An 8930-nucleotide genomic window follows, 5' to 3' on the forward strand; every position below is an offset into this window, starting at 1 on the left:
TACCTCTACTATCGAGCAGCTCACGCAAATCGTGTGTGCGATGTTCAGGAGGAAGAACCTCATGTCCGACTTCTCGGTCCTCGCCATCTCCGGCAGCCTGCGCGACGCCTCGTTCAACACCGCCCTGATCCGGGCGGCACAGCGGCTCGCGCCGCCCGGGCTGACCATCGAGCGGTACGAGAACCTGGCCGCCATCCCGCCGTTCAGCGAGGACCAGGAGGCCCAGCCGCCGGCGCCCGTACTCGACCTGCGGCAGCGGATCGCCGCGGCGGACGCGCTGCTCATCGCCACTCCGGAGTACAACTACGGGGTGCCCGGAGTGCTGAAGAACACGCTCGACTGGGCGTCCCGGCCGACCTTCCCGGTCACCTCCTGGGTGTCGCCGCTGGCGCACAAGCCGGTGGCGATCATGGGCGCCGCGCCGACCGGGATGGGCACCGTCCGGGCTCAGCTCCAGCTGCGGCAGCTCTTCCTCTGGACCGACTCGGCCGTGGTCAGCAAGCCGGAGATCATCGTCAGCAACGCGCACGAGAAGCTCGACGTCGACGGCACGGTCAAGGACGCCACCACCGAAGCCCTGCTGCGCGGCCTGCTCGACGCCCTGGTCACCCGGATCCGGATCACCGAGCTGGCCACCGCGGCCGCCTGACCCACCGCCTCGCCGCAGCAACCGCGCCGGCCGCCGCGCCATGGCGGATGTGCTCGGTCCGGGAAGTGGTGGCCTCGGCGCACGTCCGAGGCCACCACTTTCACGATGTCGCGCGATCGTGCCGCGACGGCCCGTCGCGCCGGCCGGTCGGCGTCGCGGTCGCCGGCGGGTGTGCCGGTGGGTGTGCCGGCGGGGCGACCGCCCGCCGCGAGCGGTGGGCGGCCACGGCGCCGGTCACCAGGAGCGCGGCCGTCGCCGTGGCGGCCGTTACCGGTGACCCGGCCAGGTGGAGCCCGCCGAGGACGGCGACGCCCAGCACGGCGGCCAGCAGGGTGCCGGTGGAGACCAGCGCGGAGAGTGCGGCCGCCGCGGTGGCCGGCACGACGCCGGCCAGCCGGGCGACCAGTGGGCTGAACGCCGCGGCGTGCGCGGTGCCGCCCACCAGCAGCAGCGCGGTCGCCGCCGGCCACGGCCAGCCGTCCCGGGACAGCATGCCGACCGACAGCACCACCGCGGCCAGCACCGGAGGGCCGGCCACCGGGAGGACGTCCCGGCAGCCCCGCGGCAGTCGCGGCACGCCCAGACCGCAGAGGGCGAACCCGGCGGCGTACGGCAGGAAGGCCAGCCCGGCGGCGAGGGCGCTGAGCCCCAACCCCTCCTGCAACCAGAGCGTAAGGCTGAACAGGAAGCCGGCGTAGCAGCCCATCACCGTTGCGGCGGCCAGCAGTCCGGCCGGCACGCCGGGCAGCCGCAGCACGGTCACGTCGAGCAGCGGCGCTCCGCCGCGGCGGGCCAGCCGGTCCTGGTACCGGAGGAAGAGCCCGAGCCCGGCGGCGCCGGCGGCAGCCACGGCCGGCACCGACCATCCGGGCCAACCGAGGTCCCGGCCCAGCACCAGCGGCACCACCAGGGCGAGCATCGCGGTGGAGAGCAGCAGCACCCCGGGTGGGTCGAGCGCCTCCGGCCGGCGCCGATCCGGAGGCGCGGCGAGCGCCCGCCGGCCCAACCCCAGCAGGAGCAGCCCGACGGGCACGTTGACCAGGAACGCGGCCCGCCAGGTCAGGCCGCCGAGATCCAGGGTCACCAGCAGGCCGCCGAGGACCTGCCCGGCCGCGACCCCGAGCGCCAGGATCATCGAGTACGCCCCGATGGCCCGGGCCCGGGCCGCACCGGCGAACCGGGCCTGGATCAGCGTCAGCACCTGCGGCACCAGCAGCGCCGCGGTGGCTCCCTGGACCACCCGGGCGAGCACCAGACTGCCCGGCCCGGGAGCCAGCCCGCAGGCGAGCGAGGCGATGGTGAAGCCGGCCAGGCCGAGCAGGAAGACCCGCCCCGGGCCGTGCCGGCTGCCCAACCGCGCGCCGGTGACCACCAGCACCGCGAAGGCGAGCGTGTAGCCGGCCAGCACCAACTGCGCCAGGGCCGGCGGGCCGGCCAGGTCCGCCCGGACCGCCGGCGCGGCGACGGCCGCGATCGAGGTGTCCATCGAGGCCATGGCCTGCCCGGTGAGCAGGACGACGAGCAGCGCGGCGCGCCGGTCGGGGATGGCTGCGGTCATGGCCGCCACCCTCCCGGGGCACCGTCCCGGCTGTCTTGTCGATCCTTGCGGCCGGCCGGCCCCGGCCTCGTCGCCCGGCGCCGGCGCCGGCATACGCTGGCCGGCATGCGGACCACCACCCTGCTGGCCTGCCATCCGGACTTCCGCATCCAGGCGGTGCGCTGCCGCGACGACCACGCCGGCTGGTCGGCCCCGGAGCCGAGCGGGGTGTACGGGATGGTGCTGACCCGCCGGGGCGGCTTCCGGCGCCGAGGGCGCGGCGGTGAGGAGTTCGTCGACCCGACCGTGGCCTACCTGACGGTGCCCGGCGAGGAGCAGCGCTTCGCCCACCCGGCCGGCGGTGACGACTGCACGTCGCTGCACCTGTCGCCCGGGCTGTGGCGGGATCTCTTCGCCGGGCGGACGGCTCCGGCCGTGGTGCACCTGGACGCCCGGGCCGACCTGGCCCACCGGCTGCTGCTGCGCGCCGCCGGCCGCCCCGACCCGGCCTTCGCCGCCGCCGAACGGCTGGTCCGGCTGGTCGGCGGGGCGGCCGCGCCGTCGGCCGGGGCACCCGGGCGGGACCGGCGGCTGGTCGAGGCGGCCCGGGCGGCGCTGCACGACGGCGGCCCCGACGCCGCCGGGCTGCTGCCGCTGGCCCGGTCGCTGGGCGTGTCGCCGTACCGGTTGAGCCGCTCCTTCCAGGCGCTGGTCGGGGTGCCGCTGACCCGGTACCGCAACCGGCTGCGGGTCGGCCGGGCGATGGACCTGCTGGCCGAGGGGGCGAGTCCGGCGGAGACCGCGGCCGAGCTGGGCTTCGCCGACCAGGCCCACCTCACCCGGACGGTCCGCACCCACCTCGGTCACACCCCGGGCCGGCTGCGCCGGCTGCTGCGTGACGGCTGACACCGTCCGCCTCCTTGCCCAGGTCACCACCGGCCCAACCGGCGGCGGGGACTGCTGTTCGACCAATGGCGAGGACGGGGCACCCCTGCCCGTCACCTGATGGTCATCGACGCTCGCGACGCTTCCCGGGTCGAGAAATCGGACCCCGGGGAGGAAATCGTGGCACTGTCCCGACGTACCGTCCTGGCCACCGGCGCGGCGCTCGGCGCCGCCGGCGCGGTGACCGGCCTGACCACGGCGGCGAGCGCGAGCGCGTCCGGCCCGCTGCGCCAGGACCCGTTCACCCTCGGGGTGGCCTCCGGCGACCCCGACCACGACGGATTCGTGCTCTGGACCCGGCTGGCGCCGCAGCCGCTCGCCGAGGACGGCCTCGGCGGCATGCCGGACCGGGTCGTCCCGGTGCAGTGGGAACTGGCCGCCGATGAGCGGTTCCGGCACGTCGTGCGGCGGGGCGTGGCCCGGGCCCGGCCCGGGTCGGCGCACAGCGTGCACGTCGAACTGGACGGGCTGCTGCCCGGCCGGGAGTACTTCTACCGGTTCCGGGCCGAGGGGCACCTCTCCCCGGTCGGCCGCACCCGCACGGCGCCCGCGCCCTGGAGCATGCCGGCCGCCCTGGCCATGGGCTTCGCCTCCTGCTCCCAGTACGAGCACGGCTGGTTCACCGCCTACCGCCGGCTGGCCGAGACCGAGCCGGAGCTGATCCTGCACCTGGGCGACTACCAGTACGAGTACGCGCCGGACACCTACAACGCGCCCGGCGGCAACCCGCGCGACCACGAGGGCCCGGAGACCCGGACGCTGGCCAACTACCGGCAGCGGCACGCCCAGTACAAGACCGACGCCGACCTGCAGGCCGCGCACGCCGTCGCGCCCTGGGTGGTGGTCTTCGACGACCACGAGGTGGAGAACAACTGGGCCGACGAGACGCCGGAGGCGGCGGACCCGGACTTCCTCGCCCGGCGGGCGGCCGCCTTCCAGGCGTACTACGAGAACATGCCGCTGCGCCGCACCTCGATCCCGCGCGGCATCGACATGCAGCTCTACCGGCGGGTCCGCTGGGGCCGGCTGGCCACCTTCCACATGCTCGACACCCGGCAGTACCGCGACGACCAGGCCTGCGGCGACGGCTACCGGAACTGCGCGGCGGCCGCCGACCCGAGCCGCTCGATCACCGGCGCCGACCAGGAGGCCTGGCTGCTGGACGGCTTCCGCCGCTCCGACGCCCGCTGGGACATCCTCGGCCAGCAGGTCTTCTTCGCCCAGCGGGACAACAACGCCGGTCCGCTGACGGTCACCAGCATGGACGCCTGGGACGGCTACGTCGCCTCGCGCGACCGGATCACCCGCGGCTGGCTGGCCGCCGGGGTGCGCAACCCGGTGGTGCTCACCGGGGACGTGCACGCGCACTGGGCCAGCGACCTGAAGCTGGACTACGCCGACCCGACCTCCCGGACCGTCGGCACCGAGCTGGTCTGCTCCTCGATCACCTCGGGCGGGGACGGGGCCGACTCGGTCACCGGCTCGCACCCCTGGCTGGCGTTCAACCCGCACCTGCGGTTCCAGAACAACCTGCGCGGCTACGTCCGCACCACGATCACCCCGGGGCAGCTCACCGCCGACTTCGACGTGCTGCCGTACGTGAGCCGGCCGGGCGCGCCGGCGCACACCCGGGCACGGTTCGTCATCGAGGACCGGGTGCCGGGCCTGCACCTGACGGCGGACAACCCGCTGCCGGCCGCCGCCGCGCGCAGTTCGGCGGCCACCGACGAGGGTCGGCGGACCGTGGAGGCCGAGACCGTCCGCCCCTGACCACCCGCCACGGCGCGGCGCGGCGCACGATCGCGGAGGGAGTGGCTGTCCCACCCCGGACGGCCACTCCCTCCGCGCCGCGTTGCAGCCGCCCGGTCGGGGTCGCGTGCGGGCGCCTCGACCCGGCCGGCCGGTCCGGCGCGGGGCCCGGCTACGGGCGCGGGGGTCAGCCCGGGAGGAAGGAGAGGCGGACCTTGCGGGACGGGTTGTCGCCGTTGGGGTCGACCAGGCAGAGCGACTGCCAGGTGCCCAGCGCGAGCCGCCCGTCGAGCACCGGCAGCGTCGCGTACGGCGGCAGGAAGGCGGGCAGCACGTGGTCGCGGCCGTGCCCGGTCGAGCCGTGCCGGTGCCGCCAGCGGTCGTCGGCGGGCAGCAGGTCGTCCAGCGCGCTGAGCAGGTCGTCGTCGGAGCCGGAGCCGGTCTCGATGAGCGCCAGGCCGGCGGTGGCGTGCGGCACGAAGACGTGCAGCAGACCGTCGCCCTGACCGGAGACGAACCGTTCCGCCTCGGCGGTGATGTCCCGGACGGTGGGGCGGGAACCGGTCTGGACGCTGATCACCTCACTGCGCATAAGTCGCATTCTGCCGCAGCGCCGGGTCAGTAGCCGCCGCCACCGCCGCCGGAGTCACCCCCACCGGAGAAGCCGCCGCCGGAGTCGCCCCCGCCCGACCAGCCGCCGCCGGAGTCGCCCCCGCCCCAGCAACCGGCGCCGGAACTCGCGCCCGACCGGTCGCCGGGATCGTCGCCGCGGCCGTGGTCCCGGTCGCGGTAGTCCGTGCCGACGTCCCCGGTCGGGCCGGCGTACAGCGCCCCCGCCGCCGCGTCCTGCGGGCGGTGCCGGCTGGGTGGCCGGCGCGCGTCCCGGATCAGCCCGACCCCGAGCAGCGCCAGGGTCGCACCCAGTGCCGCGATCATGAACGCCCCCGGTGACACGAGCCAACCGGCCACCCCGCCGACCGCCGTGCCGACCACTCCGACGGCGGTCAGCACCCCGCCGAGAACCACCGGTCGCCATCTCATGCCGGCAGGGTAGGGAGGCGGGACAAACCCGCCGGCCGGCCGACCGGCGGACGGGCTCGCCGATCGCACAAAGTTACTGGTGGGTACCTGTGTCGAGCATCGCGTCTCGGGGCGGTGGACGTGACGCCGGGTGGCACAAGGGGGCAGGATGGCGCTAGAGACCTATCCCACACACAACCGAGGGAACGCCTGTGGCTACGGAACGCAAGCGCCCGGTGATCACCGCCGGTCTGCCGAGCCAGCTTCCGGACATCGACCCTGAAGAAACCAGCGAATGGGTCGAGTCGCTCGACGGTGTCATCGACGAGCGCGGGACCAAGCGCGCCCGCTACGTCATGCTGCGCCTGCTGGAGCGGGCCCGCGAGCGCCAGGTCGGGGTGCCGTCCCTGACCACCACGGACTACATCAACACCATCCCGCCGGAGCGCGAGCCGTGGTTCCCGGGCGACGAGCACGTCGAGCGGCGGATCCGGGCGTACGTCCGATGGAACGCCGCCATGCTGGTGCACCGGGCGCAGCGCCCGGAGATCGGCGTCGGCGGGCACATCTCCACCTTCGCCAGCTCGGCCTCGCTCTACGAGGTGGGCTTCAACCACTTCTTCCGGGGCAAGGACCACCCGGGCGGCGGCGACCACATCTTCTACCAGGGCCACGCCAGCCCCGGCATGTACGCGCGGGCGTTCCTGGAGGGCCGGCTCACCGAGCACCAGCTCGACGGGTTCCGCCAGGAGCTGTCCCACCCCGGCGGCGGCCTGCCGTCGTACCCGCACCCGCGGCTGATGCCGGACTTCTGGGAGTTCCCCACGGTCTCCATGGGCCTGGGCGGGCTGAACGCGATCTACCAGGCGCGGTTCAACCGCTACCTGCACCACCGGGGCATCAAGGACACCTCCGACCAGCACGTCTGGGCGTACCTCGGCGACGGTGAGATGGACGAGCCGGAGACCCTCGGCGCGATCGGGGTGGCCGCCCGCGAGGAGCTGGACAACCTCACCTTCGTGATCAACTGCAACCTGCAGCGGCTGGACGGCCCGGTCCGCGGCAACGGCAAGGTCATGCAGGAGCTGGAGGCGTTCTTCCGGGGCGCCGGCTGGAACGTCATCAAGGTGGTCTGGGGCCGGGAGTGGGACCCGCTGCTCGCCGCGGACACCGACGGCGCGCTGGTCAACCTGATGAACACCACCCCGGACGGCGACTACCAGACCTACAAGGCGGAGTCCGGGGCGTACGTGCGGGAGCACTTCTTCGGCCGCGACCCGCGCACCCGCAAGATGGTCGAGCACCTGAGCGACGACGAGATCTGGAACCTCAAGCGGGGCGGGCACGACTACCGCAAGCTCTACGCGGCCTACAAGGCGGCGATGGAGCACACCGGGCAGCCGACGGTGATCCTGGCCAAGACGATCAAGGGCTGGACGCTCGGCTCGCACTTCGAGGCCCGCAACGCCACCCACCAGATGAAGAAGCTGACGCTGGAGGACCTCAAGACCTTCCGCGACCGGCTCTACCTGGACATCCCGGACTCGGCGCTGGAGGAGAACCCCTACCTGCCGCCGTACTACCACCCGGGCGAGAAGTCCGACGAGATCGCCTACCTCCACGAGCGGCGCAGGCAGCTCGGCGGCTACCTGCCGTCGCGGCGCACCGAGGGCAAGCGGCTCGCCATCCCCGGCACGGAGCGGTTCTCCGACGTCAAGCGGGGCTCGGGCAAGCAGAAGGTGGCCACCACGATGGCCTTCGTCCGCCTGCTCAAGGACGTCATGAAGGACAAGGAGTTCGGCAAGCGCTGGGTGCCGATCATCCCCGACGAGGCCCGCACGTTCGGCATGGACTCGCTCTTCCCGACGGCGAAGATCTACTCGCCGCACGGGCAGCGGTACACCGCCGTCGACCGGGAGCTGTTCCTGTCGTACAAGGAGGCCATCGGCGGGCAGATCCTGCACGAGGGGATCAACGAGGCCGGCTCGGTCGCCTCGTTCACCGCCGCCGGCTCGTCGTACGCGACCCACGGCGAGCCGATGATCCCGATGTACATCTTCTACTCGATGTTCGGGTTCCAGCGCACCGCCGACGGGCTCTGGGCGGCCGCCGACCAGATGGCCCGGGGCTTCCTGCTCGGCGCCACCGCCGGCCGGACCACGCTGAACGGTGAGGGGCTCCAGCACGAGGACGGCCACTCGCACCTGATGGCCGCCACCAACCCGGCGGTGGTCGCGTACGATCCGGCGTTCGCGTTCGAGATCGCGCACATCATGGAGAACGGCCTGCACCGGATGTACGGCGAGGCGCAGGAGAACGTCTTCTACTACCTCACCGTCTACAACGAGCCGATCCTCCAGCCGGCGGAGCCGTCCGACGTGGACGTCGAGGGGCTGCTCAAGGGCATCTACCGCTACTCCCCCGCGCCGCAGGTCAACGGGGACGCCCCGAAGGCCAACCTGCTCGCCTCCGGCACCGGGATGCAGTGGGCGCTGCGCGCGCAGCAGCTGCTCGCCCAGGACTGGGGAGTGGCCGCCGACGTCTGGTCGGTGACCTCCTGGACGGAGCTGCGCCGCGACGCGGTCCAGTGCGAGGAGCACAACCTGCTCAACCCGGGCGCCGAGCAGCAGGTGCCGTACGTGACCCGGAAGCTGGCCGACGCCGACGGGCCGAAGGTCGCGGTCAGCGACTGGATGCGCGCGGTACCGGACCTGATCGCCCGCTGGGTACCCGGCGACTACACCTCGCTCGGCACCGACGGCTTCGGCATGTCGGACACCCGGCACGCGCTGCGCCGGCACTTCCACGTCGACGCCGAGTCGGTGGTGGTCGCGACGCTGCGGCAGCTCGCGCTCCGCGGCGCGGTGCCGGCCACCGTGCCCGCCGAGGCGGCCAAGAAGTACGCCATCGAGGACGTCAACGCCGCCCCGGTCGGCGAGACCGGCGGCGACAGCTAGACGAGTAGTTCCGAATCCCGGTCAGTGGTCGTAGGCGATCAGTGACCGGGTGACGGGTGCGCCGGTCTTGTTG

Annotated in this window: 7 protein-coding genes; 4 read left to right on the forward strand and 3 right to left on the reverse strand. The window is 73.8% G+C overall.

Annotated features, from left to right (window positions below; translation table 11 throughout):
* Nucleotides 1–61 precede the first annotated feature (61 nt).
* Nucleotides 62–649, forward strand: a complete 588-nt coding sequence (locus tag AC1WTP_RS22950) for an NADPH-dependent FMN reductase (protein WP_481651326.1) — start codon at nt 62–64, stop codon at nt 647–649.
* Between the two features lie 100 nt (nt 650–749).
* Here AC1WTP_RS22950 and AC1WTP_RS22955 read toward each other — a convergent pair whose 3' ends face one another.
* Nucleotides 750–2207, reverse strand: a complete 1458-nt coding sequence (locus tag AC1WTP_RS22955; RefSeq protein WP_481651327.1) for an MFS transporter — start codon at nt 2205–2207, stop codon at nt 750–752.
* Nucleotides 2208–2312: 105 nt separating this feature from the next.
* On the opposite strand from AC1WTP_RS22955, the gene AC1WTP_RS22960 reads away from it, so the two are divergent.
* A complete protein-coding gene (locus tag AC1WTP_RS22960; RefSeq protein ID WP_481651328.1) occupies nt 2313–3092 on the forward strand; it encodes an AraC family transcriptional regulator in 780 nt (259 codons plus the stop codon).
* Nucleotides 3093–3251: 159 nt separating this feature from the next.
* A complete protein-coding gene (locus tag AC1WTP_RS22965; protein ID WP_481651329.1) occupies nt 3252–4901 on the forward strand; it encodes an alkaline phosphatase D family protein in 1650 nt (549 codons plus the stop codon).
* A 166-nt stretch (nt 4902–5067) separates the two neighbouring features.
* Here the strand turns inward: AC1WTP_RS22965 and AC1WTP_RS22970 are convergent, their stop codons facing one another.
* Entirely contained in the window at nt 5068–5472 is a 405-nt protein-coding gene (locus tag AC1WTP_RS22970) for a YjbQ family protein (RefSeq protein ID WP_481651330.1), read from the reverse strand.
* Nucleotides 5473–5498: 26 nt separating this feature from the next.
* A complete protein-coding gene (locus AC1WTP_RS22975) occupies nt 5499–5921 on the reverse strand; it encodes a hypothetical protein (RefSeq protein ID WP_481651331.1) in 423 nt (140 codons plus the stop codon).
* A 191-nt stretch (nt 5922–6112) separates the two neighbouring features.
* Here AC1WTP_RS22975 and aceE point away from each other — a divergent pair, with 191 nt between their 5' ends.
* Nucleotides 6113–8857 carry a pyruvate dehydrogenase (acetyl-transferring), homodimeric type gene (gene aceE / locus AC1WTP_RS22980; RefSeq protein WP_481651332.1) on the forward strand — a complete coding sequence of 915 codons (2745 nt, stop codon included), beginning with the start codon at nt 6113–6115 and terminating at the stop codon, nt 8855–8857.
* Nucleotides 8858–8930: the final 73 nt, after the last annotated feature.

This window comes from Micromonospora sp. R311 (assembly GCF_056780015.1).

What these genes read in the sequence shown, in the direction of transcription:
- AC1WTP_RS22950 (WP_481651326.1), top strand. Translation starts at nt 62, where the DNA reads ATGTCCGACTTCTCGGTCCTCGCCATCTCCGGCAGCCTGCGCGACGCC.
- AC1WTP_RS22955 (WP_481651327.1), bottom strand. Translation starts at nt 2,207, where the DNA reads ATGACCGCAGCCATCCCCGACCGGCGCGCCGCGCTGCTCGTCGTCCTG.
- AC1WTP_RS22960 (WP_481651328.1), top strand. Translation starts at nt 2,313, where the DNA reads ATGCGGACCACCACCCTGCTGGCCTGCCATCCGGACTTCCGCATCCAG.
- AC1WTP_RS22970 (WP_481651330.1), bottom strand. Translation starts at nt 5,472, where the DNA reads ATGCGCAGTGAGGTGATCAGCGTCCAGACCGGTTCCCGCCCCACCGTC.
- AC1WTP_RS22975 (WP_481651331.1), bottom strand. Translation starts at nt 5,921, where the DNA reads ATGAGATGGCGACCGGTGGTTCTCGGCGGGGTGCTGACCGCCGTCGGA.